This window comes from Candidatus Melainabacteria bacterium (assembly GCA_003963305.1).
GTDB lineage: Bacteria > Cyanobacteriota > Vampirovibrionia > Obscuribacterales > Obscuribacteraceae > PALSA-1081.
Genome location: RXJR01000002.1, coordinates 129,758 through 147,637, shown reverse-complemented (window position 1 = coordinate 147,637; position 17,880 = coordinate 129,758). Strand labels below are relative to the sequence as shown.

13 protein-coding genes are annotated in these 17,880 nt (G+C 49.8%); 5 read left to right on the top strand and 8 right to left on the bottom strand.

Features of this window, described 5'->3' with window-relative positions; all coding sequences use genetic code 11:
- Nucleotides 1–190 precede the first annotated feature (190 nt).
- The 5 genes from EKK48_03170 to EKK48_03150 form a co-directional block, all read right to left on the bottom strand.
- The gene (locus EKK48_03170) at nucleotides 191–1,234 is read right to left on the bottom strand and encodes an NAD(P)-dependent oxidoreductase (protein ID RTL45454.1); all 1,044 of its coding nucleotides are present in this window, start codon (nucleotides 1,232–1,234) and stop codon (nucleotides 191–193) included.
- Entirely contained in the window at nucleotides 1,235–2,908 is a 1,674-nt protein-coding gene (locus EKK48_03165) for a hypothetical protein (protein ID RTL45453.1), read from the bottom strand.
- A 24-nt stretch (nucleotides 2,909–2,932) separates the two neighbouring features.
- Complete coding sequence (locus tag EKK48_03160; GenBank protein RTL45452.1) at nucleotides 2,933–3,178, bottom strand: DUF3343 domain-containing protein; 246 nt, start codon at nucleotides 3,176–3,178, stop codon at nucleotides 2,933–2,935.
- A 532-nt stretch (nucleotides 3,179–3,710) separates the two neighbouring features.
- Entirely contained in the window at nucleotides 3,711–5,972 is a 2,262-nt protein-coding gene (locus EKK48_03155) for a hypothetical protein (protein RTL45451.1), read from the bottom strand.
- A gap of 111 nt (nucleotides 5,973–6,083) precedes the next feature.
- Nucleotides 6,084–6,761: a response regulator transcription factor gene (locus EKK48_03150; GenBank protein RTL45450.1), complete on the bottom strand. Its 678-nt coding sequence runs from the start codon at nucleotides 6,759–6,761 to the stop codon at nucleotides 6,084–6,086.
- 51 nt (nucleotides 6,762–6,812) lie between these two features.
- Between EKK48_03150 and EKK48_03145 the strand changes: the two genes are divergently transcribed.
- On the top strand, nucleotides 6,813–8,000 hold the full coding sequence (locus tag EKK48_03145) for an aminotransferase class V-fold PLP-dependent enzyme (protein ID RTL45449.1): 1,188 nt from the start codon (nucleotides 6,813–6,815) through the stop codon (nucleotides 7,998–8,000).
- Nucleotides 8,001–8,004: 4 nt separating this feature from the next.
- Here the strand turns inward: EKK48_03145 and EKK48_03140 are convergent, their stop codons facing one another.
- Nucleotides 8,005–9,288 (bottom strand): DUF2029 domain-containing protein, encoded by a 1,284-nt coding sequence (locus EKK48_03140; protein ID RTL45448.1) that lies wholly within the window; start codon nucleotides 9,286–9,288, stop codon nucleotides 8,005–8,007.
- Between the two features lie 104 nt (nucleotides 9,289–9,392).
- On the opposite strand from EKK48_03140, the gene EKK48_03135 reads away from it, so the two are divergent.
- Nucleotides 9,393–11,045 (top strand): glutamine-hydrolyzing GMP synthase, encoded by a 1,653-nt coding sequence (locus EKK48_03135; protein RTL45447.1) that lies wholly within the window; start codon nucleotides 9,393–9,395, stop codon nucleotides 11,043–11,045.
- Between the two features lie 5 nt (nucleotides 11,046–11,050).
- Here the strand turns inward: EKK48_03135 and EKK48_03130 are convergent, their stop codons facing one another.
- On the bottom strand, nucleotides 11,051–13,612 hold the full coding sequence (locus EKK48_03130) for a tetratricopeptide repeat protein (protein RTL45446.1): 2,562 nt from the start codon (nucleotides 13,610–13,612) through the stop codon (nucleotides 11,051–11,053).
- Nucleotides 13,613–13,765: 153 nt separating this feature from the next.
- A complete protein-coding gene (locus tag EKK48_03125) occupies nucleotides 13,766–14,320 on the bottom strand; it encodes a hypothetical protein (protein RTL45445.1) in 555 nt (184 codons plus the stop codon).
- Nucleotides 14,321–14,950: 630 nt separating this feature from the next.
- Between EKK48_03125 and EKK48_03120 the strand changes: the two genes are divergently transcribed.
- Genes EKK48_03120 through EKK48_03110 form a run of 3 tightly spaced genes read left to right on the top strand, consistent with a single transcriptional unit; the run spans nucleotide 14,951 to nucleotide 17,824 of the window.
- Nucleotides 14,951–16,456 carry a 30S ribosomal protein S1 gene (locus tag EKK48_03120; GenBank protein ID RTL45444.1) on the top strand — a complete coding sequence of 502 codons (1,506 nt, stop codon included), beginning with the start codon at nucleotides 14,951–14,953 and terminating at the stop codon, nucleotides 16,454–16,456.
- A 52-nt stretch (nucleotides 16,457–16,508) separates the two neighbouring features.
- A complete protein-coding gene (locus EKK48_03115; GenBank protein RTL45443.1) occupies nucleotides 16,509–16,901 on the top strand; it encodes a hypothetical protein in 393 nt (130 codons plus the stop codon).
- Between the two features lie 56 nt (nucleotides 16,902–16,957).
- Complete coding sequence (locus EKK48_03110) at nucleotides 16,958–17,824, top strand: hypothetical protein (protein RTL45442.1); 867 nt, start codon at nucleotides 16,958–16,960, stop codon at nucleotides 17,822–17,824.
- Nucleotides 17,825–17,880 lie beyond the last annotated feature (56 nt).

Below are 17,880 nucleotides of genomic sequence, written 5' to 3'. Positions count from 1 at the left end.
ACTTATTTTTCTTCGTCATGCTGCGCTCCTTGGTTATTTTACCTAAGAAGCGGATCTCCATCAGACCGGACTGTCTACTTTTTGGGGGGACCCTCATTCTTCTCTTTTGTGATTAAATACTATAATATGTAGTGTGTGTACTGTCCCACATCACGTCTTTAATTGTGATTCGCTCAGGCTGCCGACGAAACTATGAAATCATGCGCAGCAAGTTGAGAATACCAGCCTTGGCCTTGCTGTGATGAGCGGAAACGTTGGTGGCGCTGTTTATTGATTCCAGATTGTCGATGTAGTACTGATAAGCGCTGCACAAGATTTCTGTATTGGTCTTGGTCGGGCGCCACTGGATTTCCGTTTTGATTTTGGTTGTGTCAAAGACGAAGTTTGCAGCCAGCATGCGGTAGTGATAGGGACCAAGCGGCGACAAGCCGAGTCGATTCAAGATTTTGAGTGCTATCACAGTTGGTGCCTCTGGGATGCAAACGATGCGCGGCTTTTTGCCTGCATATTCCATCAAAGAGCTGTACAACTGTCTCATCGAAGGTACGTTGTCTGAACCGATGTTGTACAGTCCCGATTGGACAGACTGCGCTGCCAGCAGGCAGGCGTCTGCCAGGTCATCAGCAGAGATGAATGAATATCTGTTACTGCCGTCGCCGACCACGTAAAGCCGCCGTCCTTCTCTGACGAAGTCGAAGAGGATGGTGAGCAGTCCCAGCCGGCCTGCAGCAATGATGGTCGGGCAGCGAATAATCACGGAGCTTATGTCTGTATATGTGCGAATAATCTCTTCTGCTGCCAGTTTCGATTTGCCGTATATCTCAATTGGGTGTGTTGCCGTTTGTTCGTTAACTGGTTCTGGAAACCCGGTGCTGAAGACGCAATTTGTGGAGGTGAAAACAACTTTCGGTATGGAGAGTTGTCGTGCGCATTCCATTACGTTTTTCGTACCGTCTACGTTGGCGGCCCAGAGTTCATTTGGGTCGGCTGTAACATGAGCGAGGAGCGCGGCGACGTGAAATATTGCATCGATTCTGCTTTCTTTTCCAAACTCGTTCAGTGTTGACTTGAGGGCGTCGAGATTTCTCAAGTCGAGTTGAACGTTTTTATATCGTCTGGTCGAGGTTGTGTCGGCAAGCAGATCGACGCTGAGAACGTCGTGCCCTCTGCTGAGCAGATGGTCGCATAAAATGGAGCCGAAGAAGCCCATTCCGCCTGTCACTACAAATCGCATCTATCTTTCCTGTCTTGGAGTTTTGCGAGCCACTATAGCGCTGTTGGAGTCTTGAAAGAGCACTGTCCACTCCGGATTTTGCGACAGTGCTTTGACCAATTGCATCTTTGGATTTAGAAAAACCCAGTCGATTGAATACTTGTCCAGGAGCTGTTGTGACTCTGGTTTATTCTCCGCCATTTTCCAAAAATCTTGCAAGAGGGTGTTGCCGTAGAGGTTGTAACGTGAATCGATAAAAACCGGCGGCGCATCGGCAAGTTGCCACATGAGAACATTGCCGAAGTGCGGATCGTTCAACATGCGCCCTTTCGGTCTGTTTTTGGCGATGAACTCAATTGCTCTGGCCGGAGGTTGGAAGGCGGCGCTGTCTTGTGGAATTTCAGGTGGAATAATTATTGTCATGACGTAAGCTCCGGCTGACACGACCAGGAGCGTCAGAGCCACCCACATTGGTTGCATCGGTTGGCAGAGTTCATCGATACTTTTGTCGATCAGAGCAATTTTGCTTGCCTGTACTGTTTCATTTGCTGAGTCGCCCTCAGTCACGTCTGTTCTCTGCCTTGCACTGCCGCATATCTGAGCCAGCCCGGCGGAAGCAAACAGATCGGAGATAGGAATGGTTCTGATTGTTTTAATACCACCTGCGATACCGACTGGAAGCAGCAATTTAAAGAACAGCTCACCTGATTTGGTCGGTCTCTTAAATGCGTTCCTGAAAAATACGACCAGACAAACTGTAATCATCAGGTAAAAGGGATAAAGCGTAATCGTTTTGAAATTAGACGGACCGATGGGCTGCATTTCGTTATTAGTGTCGTTGAATGGTCCGAATATATTGGGCAGATATCTCCAGAGCGTAAAACCATAAGGCGTTACCAGCGTTGCGGGAATGCTCAGAACGAAAGCAATGGGAGCGGTCCAGTCCATTTTTTCTTGTGTGAAATGGAGGGCTCTTTCGAGTGCGAGGCAGACTGAATAGAAAGCCAGAATCATCAGCCCGACTATAAAGAGAGTGTGCAAATTTGACCAGAGCGCCATGAGAAGAACGAGGACGATGACCGACTGGTAATGGAAAGTTGTGTTGCGCTCACGCAAGCGCATCAGGATCTCGAGGTAGATGGCTACTATAAGGTACGAAAAAATTTCCGGTCTCACAGCCAGGTGGCAAAAGGAAGTGAAGGTAGCAAGCGAGGTCAGTAACAAAGCTTTCAGTCCGCTTACACCATTCAGTTTCAGGAAGCGATAAGGCATTATCGTGAATGTGAGTGTCAAAATTATCGCGTCGAAGACGAGCAGTCCGGCAGGAGTTGTCCACTTCCACAGACCAAAGAAGATAATTTCAGTGAGCCACTTTTCAATGACATATGGCTGGTCGTGATAAATCGTTGAGTAGGAAAACGGGTCGCTGCTCGGCAATTGCCCGTGCTCAACAATCCATCTTCCGCTTGCAAGAAGAAAGCAGATATCCGGCTCTTTCAGAACAATGCCGCTAATGCAAGCACCGTAAAGAAAGAGAAAGACAATAAATGTTGCGACGATGGCGAGCGGAATAAATTTGACCATGGTAAATTTGCGCCGATAAAGCACCAGTATTGCATATACTGCCGCTTTGCAAACATCTTGAATGGATATCAGGGCGTGCTTTCTGGAGCCCTGAAACGATTTTGAAACCATTTGAAATCCGGTTCTAGAAACCCGCTAGTTAATCTCAAAAACACCGCTTGGTGTCATGGCTCTGGCTGTCAAAAATTCCAGGATGTCTTCTTTCTGACCAACCTCTAGAATTTCGATTGACATGCCGCAAATCGAGGTAGATAGACCTGGGGGGGTAGGTGTTGGTCGAATCTTGAAAACAACCGGATTTGCTTCTCGCAAGGCTTTCTCAGCTGCCAGCACCTGGTGCAGGGTTTTGAAGGTAACGATGAGTCGAACCGCGTGCTGCATAGACTGCCTCAAAATTTGTAGTTGCAATTTTTGCGTTTTTCGCTCCTAATAATAATTGCCCAGGCGTTGCAAAGTAAGAAACAGGTAAAAATGTGGAGAAATCACGGGGCTCCATCCTGAAACTGTCTTCCCGGCTTAATTTCCCGTGTTATACTGCGATCAGAAAGTGAGGGGCTTATGCAGTACTATCTCTGTCCACGTTGTCAATTTAGAATCGCCGCAAATAAGCAACGGTGTAATACCTGCGGCTTTAATATGGCCTCGCTCAAAAGTTCCGCTCCAGTTGAAGAGCAAACACCGGCATCCAAATTGCCCAAAACGGCATTCTGGTCTAAGTTTGGCATGCAGCCTGCCAACAAAGAAAAAGCTCAAGAAAAGCCCGCTTTGAGCTAAGAGCCTGATCTCTTAAATTGTTGAACGAGCCAAACTTTTCAGTTGGCTCGTTTTGTTTTAGAGCCTGTCGCACTGGATGCAGTACTACTGGCGCGTGCGCCATTGCTATGCTGTTGCATCGTCTGCGCGTGTGTCGCCGTTAAATGGTTTTGCCACCATATAGCTGTTCGTAAGTCCAGTATGAGCCAAAGACCTTACGCACATAATCACGTGTTTCTCGGAACGGAATGTTTTCCACGAAAATATCGAAGTCTGAATTGCCTGCCAGTTTGTGTTGTTGGAACCACGACTGAACAGCGTTGGGACCGCCGTTATAGCTTGCGATTGCCAAAAGCGCGTTATTGTCGAAGCGGTGCAGTGTGTAAGCCAGGTAATTGGTGCCCAGCTTGATATTTACTTCCGGTTTTAATACTTCCTGCGTTCCTGATAATGGCACCGACAACCGTTTGGCTACACCGTATGCGGTGCCAGGCATCAGTTGCATTAACCCCAGTGCTTTGACACGACTGAGTGCATCTGGGTTATATCGTGATTCTTCTCGGATTAAGGCGTGCACTAGAAGCGGGTCGACACCATTCACTTTGGCCTCGGAAGATATTGATTCGCTATACTCGAGCGGGTAGGCCATGCCCCAGCGTTCATTGAGTTTTGGATTGCCTGTCAGATCTCTGTTTGCGGCATTGATGGCTTGCAGCGGTTTACTGCCGGCAGCAAGTAAACTGGCTTTGAACTCCGGACCTGTGTTTTCGGGTAGCAAGCCGACAGCTTCTTCGTACTGGTGGAGTTTGACGAGTTCCGTTACTGTTGCGCCGTAGCGCTTTTCCATGTGCTCGTAAGAGATGATTTCAGAAGGGCTTGGCCAGTGCCATTTAAGGTTGGGTGGTACTCGGGCTGGTTTGGTCGACCAACCTGGATCGTTAGCTGGATCTGCCACCGGGTTTGGTGCATTGCTGGCCAGCCGTCGCAATCTCGCTTTCGCTCTGTGTCCGTAATAGTAAGAGGGGAAGTGAGTGGCTGAGAATTCATAGGATAATTTTGCGGCTTCCGTTTGATGCAGTTGTTCATACAACTTTCCGCTCCAGAAGCCCAGGCGTGCCGCAGCTTTGCTGGTCGGATATTTGGTCAAGCCTTCCTTTGCCCACTGCAGCGCGGCTGTTGCCTTGCTCGGATCTGATTTGGATTGTTTGGCTGAATCCCAGAATATCCACCAGATGCACTCGGGTGAATATTCCGACGTCGGATATTTGGTCAGAATCCGCTTATATAAAGGAATAGCTTCGGCCGGCTCTGAGCGGATGGCGATGTTCCAGAGCGGATCATCATCCCGGGCTGGATGTGCCATGAGGATGTCGTGCCAGAAAGTCTTAGTGTCCGCACGAGAGAGTGGACCCGAGATCAAGGCTGCGGTTGCTTCGTAGGACGTAGACGGTTGAGCTCGAATTGCTTGCAGTAAAATCTGCTGCGCCATCGCACTTTTGCCTGTACGTGCATAACAGATGGCTTGTTTGATGGCGTGTATTCCGGGTTTGGCGTGTGACCATTGTGACAAAGCGTCGGCATATCTGCCGTTGGCGAAGTAGACCAGTCCGTAGGCGTCATGATCTGCTTCTGTCAGTTGCGTTACCCCTGTCTTAACCAGGTCGTTTAATTTGGCAATGGCGTCATTAGCAAATCGCCCATCAGGAGCACTGTGTATATACTGGCGCAACAAAACGGCGGCTCTCTGTGCCGGCTCTGGCGAGGTCTGTGTTTGTGGTTGGGTCTGACTCTGGGCCTGAGCCTGGGAAAGCTCGATCTGAGCCAGGTAATAGTTGGCTGCTTTGGCGAACTCAGTTTCGGGATGCTGTTTTTTCAAGTCGATAAAGAGTGCTTGCGCTTTCTCCAATTCTTGCGTGCGCATCTCGGATTGCCCGATCTGGTATTGATAACGCGCCCTGTCAACCCCGGTTGTTTTACGTTTCAAATACTCGAGCGCCGCTCTTGCACGTTCTTCATCACCGATAGTTGTGGCTATCTCCACGATATGCACAGCCGACCGCTCAGCCAGAGCAGGCAGCTGCGAAGCATCGTCGAAAAGCCTTATCGTGTCGGTTAAGCGCTCGCTGCCGTTGCTTTTGGGATCAGCTGATTTGCTGTCGAAAGGAGTAGTTTGTTGTTGCAGGCGGGCGAGCACGTATGATGCTTCGGCCTTCTGGTGCTCGGTCAGTCCTTCTGCCGACAGGTAATCTCTTAGAGAGGCAGTTAGCTGCGCTGGCGAGCCACTATCGTCTGTGAGAATGGTTGATAAAGAGCGCGTTTTGCTCTGGGCCGAATTTTCGAAGGAGAATTTTCCAGTGCATGATTGCAGCATTAAGCTGCTGATCAATAGCGTGGCGGCGATTTGCGAGTAGCGCAAAAACATTCAACCTCGGGGCAAAAGCTGAGATACGAATCCGACTGTGGAAATGCTAGCACGAAGCTATTTCGTCCGCTGGCGCTTCACTTAAGATGTTCGTTTAAGGACCGGCTGAAACTATTCTTTCGGCGCTTCGAATTTGTAGCCAACTCCATGCACGTTGTGGATCAAAGTTGGACCACCGTTGTCGAGTTTATTGCGCAATTTTTTGATCAATGTGCGAACGCTTTCAGGGCTTCGCTCTGAATCGACCGGCCATACTCTCTCGAGAAGCACGTCATTGCTGAATACCTGTCCCTTGTTGCGCACCAGAAATTCCAGTACGGCGAACTCCAGTCGCGCTAGCTGAATTTCATTGCCGTTTCGGGTGACGCGATGAAGCGTCAGGTCAATTTTCAGATCGCCTACAGTTATATCGGAAGCGGCTAGCAGCGAGGGTCTTCTCAGCAGTGCCGTGATACGGGCCGATAGTTCTTTGATGTGAAATGGTTTGGTTAAGTAATCGTCTGCTCCGGATTGGAAACCGCGTTCCTTATCGATAATCTGATTCTTGCCTGTGAGCATGAGAACCGGCGTGTGCGAACCTCTTGCTCTCAAATTTTGCAATATTTCCAGCCCGGAAACTTTCGGCAGATCCCAGTCGAGAATGACCAGCTCGTAATTAACCGACCTGAGAACATCCATTCCTTCCTGCCCGTCATGCACAATATCGACTATGTGATTTTCAAAGCTGATGCCATCTTTGACAAGCATCGCTAAGTTTTTGTCGTCTTCAACTAGTAATATCTTCGCCATAAGCAGATAATCCTAGCATGACGGTGGCTAAGGATTGCGGTTAAGGCGAGCATGTCGGATTCCAGCGAAAAGCCGATTTATTTTGACAATGCGGCCACCAGTTACCCTAAGCCGGCGAGCGTTTATGCCGCTCACGATCAATACTTTCGCCATGCCGGTAATCCCGGACGGGCTGCCCATGAGCTTGCTTTAAATTCGGCGCGAAAGATCTTCGATGTTCGTCAAAATCTGGCCCGTTTTTTGGGCGTTTCAAATTCGGAGAGAGTGATTTTTACTCCGGGATGCACCTACTCCATCAATATGGTGTTGCGCGGACTGCCGCTTAAAGAGGGCGATTGCGTCGTCACTGGACCACTTGAGCACAATGCAGTGACGCGGACGCTAAATGAGCTGCACAAGAAATTGAATTTGAAAGTGGTGGTGCTCCCTTACGCTCGTCGAGGAATTATCGATCAAGTTGAACTGGAGCGATATCTCGACAACTGCAGACCGGCATTGTGTGTTGTTTCAGAGGCGAGCAACGTTACCGGTGAACGTCTATCTCTTGAAGTGGTGGCGTCAGTCTGTGCTGGCAGAGAAGTTCCACTTCTGGTTGATGCGGCTCAGACTGCTGGTTCTGAATTCGATAGCCCCGGCCAGTATCCAGGCGTTAGTTTCTGGGCTGCTCCGGGTCATAAGGGCTTGTTTGGTAGTGCCGGCGCCGGTCTGCTTTTCGTGCGCGATAGTGACAGTCTCTCTCCAACAATTTTCGGTGGAACGGGTTCTGCTTCAGAGTCTCTCGATATGCCCCCTGATCTTCCAGATCGATTAGAGCCGGGATCGTTGCCCGGGCCGGCAATCGCCGCGATGGGCGCAGGGGTTGAGTTTATTGAGAATACGGGTGCTGAGAGCATCGCCGCTCACGAATATCAATTGACGACAGCTTTTCTGGAGTGGTGCTTTTCCAAAAGCTGGATCAGGGTGGTCGGGAATACTTACTTAGAGAAGCGCTTGCCTTCGCCTTCTGAGATTGTGCCAGTCGTTTCTATAGAGCTGGAAAATTTGACACCAGATCGGGCGGCAGATTTGCTCAACATAGAATTTATGGTGGCTGTCAGAGCGGGCTTGCATTGCGCATTCAAAGCGCATGAAACTCTAAATACTGTTGATCGTGGACTGTTGCGATTTAGCTTCGGATACTTCAACACGTTTGAGCAATTGGATACAGTCTTTAAGGGACTTGAGCGAGTTGTTCGTTAGTGAACTAGTCGTTTGTGCTGGCATCAACTTGAACGGAGCGTTTTTGAATCTGGTCCGGATATTTATAGGCCAGGTAAGTTAGACCGGCAGTCAGTGCTGCCAGCGCGAAGAAGTGGGGGTTCAGCAGCCAGTGCTCTTTAAGCAGATAGTCCCAGTGGATGTACATGTAGAAGGGCACCATAAACGTGCCCACTACAAGAAACCCGGACAGCAGAAGCCATGGCGGAGTAATAGATTCAAGCGGCCCTGACATCACCAGCACCAGGCTTGGTATCAACAGTGTCAGGTCGTAGGAGTGAAAGTGAAGTGCTGTAAGAAGCCCAAGAGGCATTGCTATCAGCAGTCCAGCCTCGAGCCAGTCCGGGTTTTTAGCAAACTTTCTGCCGCTCAAAAATATGAATGCCCAGGAAAGAAGCATTAATGCGCCACTGGCAAGCGCTATTAGCGACCTGCTCTCCGGTGCAAGGCGCAGTAATTGTCCTCTTACTGTTGGTCCTAATTCAGGCTGCATGAGCATGCTTTGCTCTTTTCCCAATCCGGAGTTGAGTGAAGAGAAGTAATCCATTATTCCGTGGGGGCCAATCAGGCAGGCAACGACAAGCGAGGCGGCCAGCAGCACCACCGCTGAAAAGCCAATCACTTTGTAGCGTCTGGCGCCTGCCATGTAGACCAACAAGGGCAGTCCTTCTTGCGGTTTGAGCATGAGAAGGCTGAGTGCGACGGCGGCGACCCAGATTTTGTCGCGCTTAAACCCCCAGATTAGAAGAGAAAGCGCAAAGAGAATCGGCATGGAGATCTGCCCCAGTTGTGTAGCCGCGAATGCCGGTCCACAAATTCCTATGCCGGCAATCAGCCAGCAGAGGGCTTTTCGTCTCAGTGTGAAAGTATCTCGTAAAAGGAGAATCGCTCCAATTAGGGCAAGCAGCTGCACTAGTTTCCAGGCTAAAAATGCCTCTGAACCACCCATCAAGCCAAATGGCAAAAACCAGATCAAAGATGGTGGAGGCAGATAAGTGGGCACTGCCGATCGGTCGCCCATGTCTGGAAACGAGTCATGCTGCATTTTTGAAATGACACTAAAGTCGTAGCATTGCGCGCCATGCCCGCCGCAAATAAGACGTGCAGGCGCGTAATATTGAGGAAAGTCGCTGATTTTTCCGTTGAACGGTTGCAGAAAAAACCAGCCCAGCCAACCTGCTGCAAGCACGGCGAAGAGCACGGGCATAGACTCTTTCACGATTCGGTTTAATATTTCAATTGACATCGCTAATTTGCAATATACCAGCATGACAAGTCGCTCAAGGCTGATTTCATGGCAATAGCGGCAGAGACAAAAAGTTTCCAAACAATCATGGCTAGAGGCTGCTATCGACTGGCACTTGACCGGGATTTATGTTCATAATAGGTCACCGTGAAAGGAGTATTGCCGTGACCTCTACAAAAGCCGAGACTGTCCAGAAAGGCACAGAGACCCTAGCCGACAATTCACTGGCCGATAGCATCGCAATTTTAGATTTTGGATCTCAATATTCACAGTTGATAGCCAGGCGGGTGCGGGAGTTCAATACCTACTCCGAATTGCTTTCCTGCAGCATCAGCGCAGCTGAATTGAAGCGACTCAACCCGAAGGGCGTGATTTTGTCAGGCGGACCGGCAAGCGTGTACGAACCGAAAGCGCCAAAGTGCGACCCGGAGATCTACAAACTCGGTATTCCCGTGTTGGGCGTCTGTTACGGCATGCAGTTGATGGCGCAAGACCTGGGCGGCACTGTGGAAGCGGCGACGGTGAAAGAATTCGGTCGCGCCATGCTCACTATCGTTCACCATGGAGATTTGTTCAATTCACTCGATCCCGCAATGGAGAGTTGGATGAGCCATGGTGATAGTGTTGCTGTTTTACCTGAAGGTTTCTCTGTTGTAGCAAGAACAATGGCTACACCGGTTGCGGCAATTGCTGATGATGTGCGCAAATTCTATGGTGTGCAATTCCACCCTGAAGTTGTTCATACACGAGGCGGGCAGCAGGTTTTGAAGAACTTTGTTGTCGATATTTGTAAATGCACTCAGAGCTGGACGATGGCGCAGTTTATCGATCAGGCAATTGAAGATGTTCGGCAGAGGACACAAGGAAAGCGCGTTTTGCTCGCTCTTTCAGGAGGAGTCGATAGCTCCACTCTGGCATTTTTGCTGCACAAAGCGATTGGCGATAACCTTACGTGTATGTTCATCGACCAGGGATTTATGAGGAAGAACGAGCCGGAGTGGCTGGTTGATACTTTTGAGAACGATTTCAAAATCCACGTGCACTTTATCAAAGCGCGCGATCGATTCATTGAGAAGTTGAAAGGTGTAACTGATCCGGAAGAGAAACGAAAGGCGATCGGTGCGGAGTTCATTCGTGTTTTTGAAGCTGAGTCGAAACGTCTGGGACCGTTTGATTTCCTGGCGCAAGGCACGCTCTATCCGGACGTGATTGAGTCTGCTGGTACGAAAATAGATCCCAAAACAGGTGATCGAGTCGCTGTAAAAATCAAATCTCACCACAATGTAGGCGGACTTCCGAAAGATTTGCAGTTCAAGCTGGTTGAGCCGTTTGCGAAGTTGTTCAAGGACGAAGTGCGTAAAGTGGCTAAGGAACTCGAAGTGCCGGAAGGCATCAGAGAGCGCCATCCTTTCCCTGGTCCAGGGTTGGCCATCCGTGTGCTTGGAGAAGTCACAAAAGAAAGGTTGAAAACGTTGCGCGAAGCCGATTGGATTATCCGCGAGGAAATCAAAGCACACGGCTTGTATAAGCAGGTCTGGCAGATTTTCGGTGTGCTTCTGCCAACGCTCTCTGTCGGCGTCATGGGTGACCAGCGTACGTACCAGAATCAAATCGTCATTCGTGCCGTCACCAGTGAAGATGGGATGACAGCTGATTGGGCGCGACTTCCTTATGATTTACTGGAGACGATTTCGTCGCGCATTGTCAATGAGGTTCCTGGTATCAACCGCGTTGTCTATGATGTGACATCCAAACCGCCGGCCACAATCGAGTGGGAGTAATGTGCCTAGCGTTGCGTCGCTTTGCGTGCTTTTAGTTCTTTCTCGGCTTTTTCGAGTTTGGTGAAGGCGCCTTCCATAAGCTGTGTAGAGTTGTCATCCTCGCCAGCCAGTGCCTTGAATGCTTTCATTGTGTACTGCATACTGGCTGTGCTGTCGTGCTCTGCGACTTTTACTGATGCCATCTCGTTCAAGGCATCGTAATAGTTGGGATTCTTTGCCAGTACTCGATTTAGAATCTCTTCCGCTGCCTTTGCATCTTTTGATTTCTTGAGCAACTCTTCAGCGACGTGCACGGCGGGCTGTTCGAAGTCTGGATACTTAGTCATGCATTCGTTCCATTTTTGAAAGGCCAAATCATTTTCTTTGTCTTGCCTGAGCTTTAGTGCGTCCATGTTCATTTGAATAGCGGCATCTGGTTGGGCTTTTAGCGGCATTCTGCATGTTTTAGTGCGTTCAATGGAGTTTTTTGTTTTATTGGACGCGTCGACCACGGCTTTATCAAAAGCTTTGGCGGCGAGATTATAGTTCTCTTCGTCGATCAGTCTGTCTGCGAGCCGTTCGTATTCGACAGAAAGCAGTCCGCTTGGTACTGTATTCGGTGGCACCGAGAGTGCTTTGACAATTCCGAATGCACCGACGACCAGCACCACAAATGTGGCAATGCCGGTTTTGGACATTTGGCTTAGTTCCGGAAGCGCCGAGCGAGCGAAAGGAACCATGGAAAGGAGGGCCATGGATGCGCCCTGAGAGAGTTCGTTGCGGGAAGGTGGTCCATACTTCGTTTTCAATTTAAGAGCAAGCACGGCGCCGGCCGTGATCAGTAGCGCCCACTCTCTGTAAGGAGCGACCCGCAGCCCGCTCAGCCATAGTGAATAGCATTCCCACATGAAAAACAGAGTCCAGAAGATAGGGAATCTTGATGGCTTGTGGACTGCCTGCACACTCTCGACGATGCTGGCGTTGATTTTCTGAACTACTCCCTGATTCATATTATTTATGTCGCGCAGATTTTGCTGCATCTGCTGAGCTTTCTTCTTTGCTAAGTCTGCGTCGTCGTTGTGCTCGATGCTGCGCAGATAGTAAGCATAATCTTGCAGGACACGTAAATACTCGGGATTGACCAGAGGCTTCCATGTGTCATAGGCTGCAGTCGACTTCTGATAGAATCCTAAACCGAGATCGTGTTGTGCACCGGTCACGTACAGTCTGGCCAGATCATAGTAGATTCGTCCCAATTCTCGCTGTCCGAGCGGACCTTCGGCCAGGGCTATGGCTCCGTGGAAGAAGCCTTCGCTCTCATCCAGTTTTCCAATGCCACGATATGCGGTGCCAAGGTTGGAGCTGACGAATGCTTTCATTGTCTCGCGTACATGGGGCAGTTCCTGTCCAATTTCATGTGCGCGCACGAGCAATGTCAGGGCTTCTGCGTGCTGTCCCATCAGATTTTTTACATGACCGAGATTAGCCAGGGCCGACACGATCGCCTCGCCATCAGGGTTGAGTTCAGTGCAAATCAGTTGCAGTGTGCGCAAATAGATTCTGTGCGCACTTTCGTATTGCCCCATGAGCTGATGAAATTCGCCTCTGTAGTTTAGAGACATTTGCAATAGAACGGCATTACTGTCTGTCTGTCGAGCCTTATAGTTTGATTCGGAAAGTTCTTGCGCTTGTCTGATAATCGTGTCCGCTGCATCCGTTCTGCCCGTGTAGGCGTGAATCAGCCCCAGTAATCCATAAGCTGAAATGTATTGCTTAGCCTGTTTTGCGCTCATCTTTTTGCAGGCTTTTTCAAGGACTTTTTCGGCGCTGACAAAATCGGCTGTATCAATGTAAGAAATTGCGATTTCGCGCGGGTCGCCCCAGCCAAGGAGGCTGTTCAGTTTTTGTGCTGTCAGTGGCTGAACCTTCATCAGCCAGCGGATGCCTTCTTTCAGTCCATATACAAGTGACAGTGGCACTGCCAGCATGCAAGCACGATTGCACCACTTGGTCAGCTCTGGCGAATTCATTGAATTCGAGGCGATTGTGACGATGATCAGCAAAACGACGCCCGCCACTGCCGCAAGCGCCAGTAATTTCTGTTTGCGGTGGGCTGCAAGCAGCTTGGCGATTGTAAATCGCTCCAGCTCTTTCAGTAACTCCTCGCTCGTCGGCGGTTTTTGTTGACCGCGTTCCGTCAGGGCTGCAACGTCGAAGGAGCCTGTAGAGGTTGGGCGCGCCTGATCTTTTGTCTGTCGTTTGGCTTCCACCGCACCACGCCGACTGGCTTTGAATGACAGGCTGCTTGAGCCTGTATCGGCAGTCTGTGGCGGGGGAATCAGGTCTGTGCGTGATTCACCTGGATTTGTTCTGGAATGGTTCAGGTGACTGGGTGAATCGGATGAGCTTTGGTGCAGACTTTCTGAATTGTCGTGCAAATCGCTTATGCTGCCCTGCGCATCGCGCAAGTTGCCCTGAGCATCGTTTTGATTTGTTTGCCCTTGTGGTCTTGGTTCGGCATCGGCACTTTTTTGATTCTGAGCGGGGTATTCCAGGTGTTTCAGGCGTTCTCGCCAATCTTCTGTCACGGAAATTCGCCTCTGTTTGTGTGCCTCTCCCAGGTATCCTGCATCCTTGTACCCGGTGTCATGGGGCGCTATGCATGCAGGCGTCCTATAACATGCATAAAAGCGCAGCTGGGGAAGCCCAAACTACGCGTGAACATTTTGATTGCCTTAAAACTAACTGATGACCTCGAAGGTGGCTGCTTCGATTCTGTACTGACTGTAGTGCTGACCTACGATGTCCCCAATCCGTTGCCTGAGAGGGTGGTCCGATTTAAGTGACATTAAAAGCGGTTGCGCGGCACGTGAATTCTTTAGCCAGCCCAGTAACTCGGCCGCTTGTTCTGACTCCGTTAGATCCTGTGACTTGAGCATGGACGATAAGTTAGGAATACCAATCGCCAGCGCGATCTGTTTCAGCGCATCTTTAGCTCGATGCACGGAAAAATGTCCTGGTCCTTGTTCAATGTTTTCTATAAGGGACTTGACGATGACCTGCCGCCATTTTGGTGAAGAGCGCGCCAGCGCGACACTGTATTCCAGCATGGGAAGCTCAATTTGACGTTGTTTCAAGGCAAAGGGCATTTTGCTGTCGGCTGCGAATTCAGACAGCTTTGTCTGTCGCATCATGGACAGAGTCTCATGATAGTGCTGCTCAAAAGCTGTGGAATCGCTGTTTCCTGGCGGTTCTGCAATTATTGGTATCGGCGCCAGGCTACTGATTTGAAGCATATGATTCTGGGCTGAGAGGAGCGGCGAAGTGGATTGTTGAAATTGGAGAGTGGGTGTTCTCTCTGAATTGCACATCCGTGTTCATGTTGTAGCTTTTGAAGATAACAACCGCATAACAGAACCCGATAAGCTCGCGCAGAGCACTAGCTGAGTTACTTAACCGTTTTTGCGAGCTCTGCTAGATTTGGAAATAGTTTCAGATCCAGTGAGCAAATCTTTTCTTGTTCGTTTGGAATTTCTTTCGCGAATTTCTTTCATAAGGCAAGCACGTCTTCCCATAAGTTCACGACCAGATTCTCTCTGGCTGCCAGATTAGACGCAACGCTAGCTGTGCAAATCGGTAAGTAATTCAAGTGGATGAAGCCGCAATCATCTTCTCTGACTTCGTATTTACCCCACCTTTTGCGGGGTTTGTATGTTGCGCTCCCGACTTTTGGTGTACCCCGAAAAGCTTATGAATGCCTGGTTGGCAGCTTTCAGAGCGGTTCTGGACGCATCTCCTGTTGCCTTTTTTCTGTGTTAGGAACCGTGTCTTCGAATTTGTTAGCAATGGGTATCAAACAAATCGCCATTTGAACCCGGAGCCGCAAGCAGAAACCTCGATAGATTCCAGCGCTACAACAATATTCCATGCCTGATCGATCAGTGTGTCTCTGCCCGTCCTCGAATTTAGATTGCGATCGAACGCACCGCGGTTGGTGTTGTTCGTTTAACCATTTAAATTTCAAAAAAATGAAAAGTTCAAAAATCTTCGGAAGTGCAAACTTCGCCAGCGTAAACAACGCAAACACTGCTCATGACGACTTCGATTGGGACGACGTTGAGGGCAAAACAGCTTATGCCAACAATCCCATGCACGAGCTGCTCAACGGCACCAACATGCCGATCAAACATCCTGATCTGAAACAGCTTCTGCGCGGAACTGTCGTGGGAAAAGGCAGAAAAGAGTATTTCGTGTCCATTCCCGGCGTGGGCACTGACGCAATGCTGCCCTTCAGTGAGGCAGAATCTGAACTCTCGAACGGTGACACAGTCGACCTCTATGTGAGCGGCATCGTGCCGAAATCGGACGCTCCCATGATTGTTTCGCAGAAAAGAGCCACCGTGTGGCTGGAGCTTCAGTCCGCACAGGAGGAGGGTGCGACCGTCGAAGTGCACGTCCACGACGTGGTGAAAAGAGGTGACCGCATTCAGGGTTTGAAGGTCACTTATCACAACGGAATGCAGGGTTTCATTCCGCGGGCTCACTTCAGTCGTGAAACGTTCGCCGCTCCCGGTGCTGAAAAGACGATGCGGGTAAAGATCGTGAAGGCTAATCCGCAGGGGAAATTCGCAGGCGATCTTGTCTTCTCCGATCGTTTGTTCCGCAATGAGATGGCCGACAAAGCTATCGCCGAGCTGGAGGTGGGAGAGGTTGTTAGCGGAGTGGTGAAAAAGTTTGTCACCGCGCAGAATAGCCCACTTGAAATTGGTGCGCTTGTTGAAATCGCCGACACTGATTTCACCGCCTTCCTGCACGCCAGCGAAATCTCAGAAGGTCGCCGTCCCAGCACCGTATTAAGTGTAGGGGAAGAGATCGAAGTGGAAATCCTCTCTATCAACAAATCGAAGCGCGATGTAAAAGTCAGCTATCGCGCCGTGCAGTCTGCCAAGCAGGCGGCTGGTTTGGTTGTTGGTGATGTGATTACTGCCATGGTTCTGCGCTTCAAAGAACGTATCGGCTTCTTCGTTTCAATTGGCAACGGCTTTACTGCACTTCTGCCCTGCAGTCAGGTGACTGATGGACGTAACGTCAACGTCAAGCCTTTCTTCAAAGCCGGTGACATCATCAATGTCGTGCTCTCTGAATTGAATCTTGAAGAAAGCAAAGCAATCGTCAGTTACAAACTGGCGTCTATGCGCTCCATGGTCGAAGGCGAGAAACATCAGGGTGTAGTGAACAAGATTCTTCCCGAGATCGGGCTCTATGTGATCTGCGAAGGTGTTGGCGGTTTGCTGCACTTTTCGGAGCTGAACAAAGGCGAGAAGCTCAATTCTTTCAAGGAAGGTGAGGCGATCGAGGTTTCTCTTAAGAGAATCAGCGAAACCAGGGACCATCGCACGCTGGTTGCCTGGGCGCGCCGTGTTCGTAACTAATTCATTCATCATTTAAAACACTTGCATGCGTAACAGCAAAAGAAAGGTATTCGTGGTTTGCGAAGACCACGAATACAAAGATTCAAACAAGGTGATCGGTCTCTTCCCTACCAGGGAAGAGGCTGAGAACTGCATTCGCCAGAAAGGAAAGGTGGTTTGTTGGAAGGCGGAGTACTTCATGTCCTTTGCGCTCGTCTGGGCACAGCTGCAAACTATCCACGCAGCTTACGGTCGCTTGAGTGCCTGGTACTGGATTGAAGTTCACGAGATAGACTTGCCTTTGCCGAAACCCAGGTTCTTTTGGGATGTGCTTGTCATGGCTCTGGGCATCGTCTTCGTACTGATTGGCATTACCATGAATCATCACGGCTTAAGCGATGCGCTTGTCGTGATTGGCTGCGTTGCTAATCTGATTGGCTTTGTGAGCGCTTTCCTGAAGGCTTAGAACTGAATACGGCTCCGCTTATGGCGGAGCTATTTATTAACTGAAAATCTACTGTCATGTGTAAATTTATCCTCAGCCGGCGCCGGGCAAAGGTGCTGGCCTGCACTGTTGCTGCACTTTTCGTTCTGTGGATTGGCATCTCGCCGCGAGTCGCGCCTGTGCTCTACAACGGTAAGTTGTTTCATCCTGAGATTCAGCGAGGTGAAGCAAAAGATCTGCTCAACGTCGTTTCCTTCAAAAACTACGAAGTCTTCTTCAAGGCCGTTGATGGCAGGCGGTTGCACGGCTGGATGTTCATTAATCCAAGCAGCGACAAGGTATGTTTGCTGCACCCTGGAAATGCAGGCGACATACTCGGCAAATTGAGTTTCATACGAATGTTGCTTGATGCCGGTGTTTCTGTTTTCGCATACGAGCCGCGAGGTTTCGGTCTCAGTGAGGGGGCTGCGTCGGTTGAATCTGTCTGCGCAGACGGAGTGTCTGCATTTGATTTCTTGACCGAAACGCAGGGCTACAAACCCGACCATATTGTTCTATTTGGTGTCTCGCTCGGTGCTGCCGTTGCTACCTATGTTTCAACGAAACGCCCGGCAGCAGCGATGATATTGCAGTCTGGATTCTCGTCGCTCGAGCGAATTGCTAAGGAACAGGTTCCGTTTCTGAAAATTTTTCCGTCATGGTTGTTTCCCCGCCCGGCTATGAATACTGCAGAAGTTCTGGCTCGTCCGCATCCTCCCTTACTCCTGCTTCACGGTGCATTGGATCAGCTTATTCCGATTGCGCATTCTCGCCGAATCTATAATCATGCTGTCGGCCCGAAGCTTTTCGTTGTTTGTCCACATTCAACGCATACGACCATAGATCCTGGCGATCAGGGGCTTTGGAAATCTACAATCTCTGCTTTTATCCGGAAGTTGGGTTAGGAGTTAAGGCTATGAAGCAACAGATCAACTAGCCGTTCAAATCGCCATTGATTTGA

Coding starts and splice junctions, on each gene's coding strand:
- EKK48_03140 (RTL45448.1), bottom strand. CDS start 9,288: ATGCTGGTATATTGCAAATTAGCGATGTCAATTGAAATATTAAACCGA.
- EKK48_03155 (RTL45451.1), bottom strand. CDS start 5,972: ATGTTTTTGCGCTACTCGCAAATCGCCGCCACGCTATTGATCAGCAGC.
- EKK48_03135 (RTL45447.1), top strand. CDS start 9,393: ATGTTCATAATAGGTCACCGTGAAAGGAGTATTGCCGTGACCTCTACA.
- EKK48_03160 (RTL45452.1), bottom strand. CDS start 3,178: ATGCAGCACGCGGTTCGACTCATCGTTACCTTCAAAACCCTGCACCAG.
- EKK48_03125 (RTL45445.1), bottom strand. CDS start 14,320: ATGCTTCAAATCAGTAGCCTGGCGCCGATACCAATAATTGCAGAACCG.
- EKK48_03165 (RTL45453.1), bottom strand. CDS start 2,908: ATGGTTTCAAAATCGTTTCAGGGCTCCAGAAAGCACGCCCTGATATCC.
- EKK48_03120 (RTL45444.1), top strand. CDS start 14,951: ATGCCTGATCGATCAGTGTGTCTCTGCCCGTCCTCGAATTTAGATTGC.
- EKK48_03110 (RTL45442.1), top strand. CDS start 16,958: ATGTGTAAATTTATCCTCAGCCGGCGCCGGGCAAAGGTGCTGGCCTGC.
- EKK48_03145 (RTL45449.1), top strand. CDS start 6,813: ATGTCGGATTCCAGCGAAAAGCCGATTTATTTTGACAATGCGGCCACC.
- EKK48_03150 (RTL45450.1), bottom strand. CDS start 6,761: ATGGCGAAGATATTACTAGTTGAAGACGACAAAAACTTAGCGATGCTT.
- EKK48_03170 (RTL45454.1), bottom strand. CDS start 1,234: ATGCGATTTGTAGTGACAGGCGGAATGGGCTTCTTCGGCTCCATTTTA.